1 protein-coding gene is annotated in these 676 nt (G+C 39.9%); it reads left to right on the top strand.

Features of this window, described 5'->3' with window-relative positions; genetic code table 11:
* The first annotated feature begins 1 nt into the window (after position 1).
* Positions 2-499 (top strand): hypothetical protein, encoded by a 498-nt coding sequence (locus tag AACR11_RS08630; RefSeq protein WP_079324668.1) that lies wholly within the window; start codon positions 2-4, stop codon positions 497-499.
* Positions 500-676 lie beyond the last annotated feature (177 nt).

Below are 676 nucleotides of genomic sequence, written 5' to 3'. Positions count from 1 at the left end.
CATTGTTAATCCCTCATTTGAACAAGACGTCAACTGGTGTATAGAAGAATTAAAACGCCATTTTATCGATAGACCATACTGGGAGGAAACCATAACCGCGCATTTCACTCGTGGTAGCAACATCGATGAACAGTACTGGGAAATAGTCAATCAAATCGCGACAAAGCAAGTCACAGAAATACATCCAACTTTATTGTATTCAGAGGCTTACAGGGAATTAAATCGCATGGTTTTTTTCGCGATCAACGTCATTATTAGTTCGTTAGACGATATAGATATTAAAGACAAGATAGATCCCAATGCACTAGAAGAAATCCTAACAATCACACACCAAGAACTATCAGTAAGAGCACCCACATCGTTAACTGGACATGATGAATCATTAGAAAAGATACAAAACTGTCTCAATGTTTTTTGTTCTGCAACCGATACGCCACCCACTGATTTTGTGCATTATTCAGACGAAATGAATACATTGCGGCTAAAAGAGCTGCAATAACATTACTCACGACATCGACTCCATCACCCAGCCGCTAGCCAAAACTCATTTCTCTGATACACTCCTATCGCACCCAAAACTCATCAACTAAACAGGGATTACCTTTCTGGTCGCACTAAGATGAATGGTCATTCTGCTTAGTGTTGTTCGTTGATTCTCTCTGTTTTGGGTGCACCT

Source organism: Vibrio sp. L85, assembly GCF_963871815.1.
Taxonomy (GTDB): domain Bacteria; phylum Pseudomonadota; class Gammaproteobacteria; order Enterobacterales; family Vibrionaceae; genus Vibrio; species Vibrio harveyi.
This window is presented reverse-complemented; position numbering and strand designations above follow the sequence as displayed.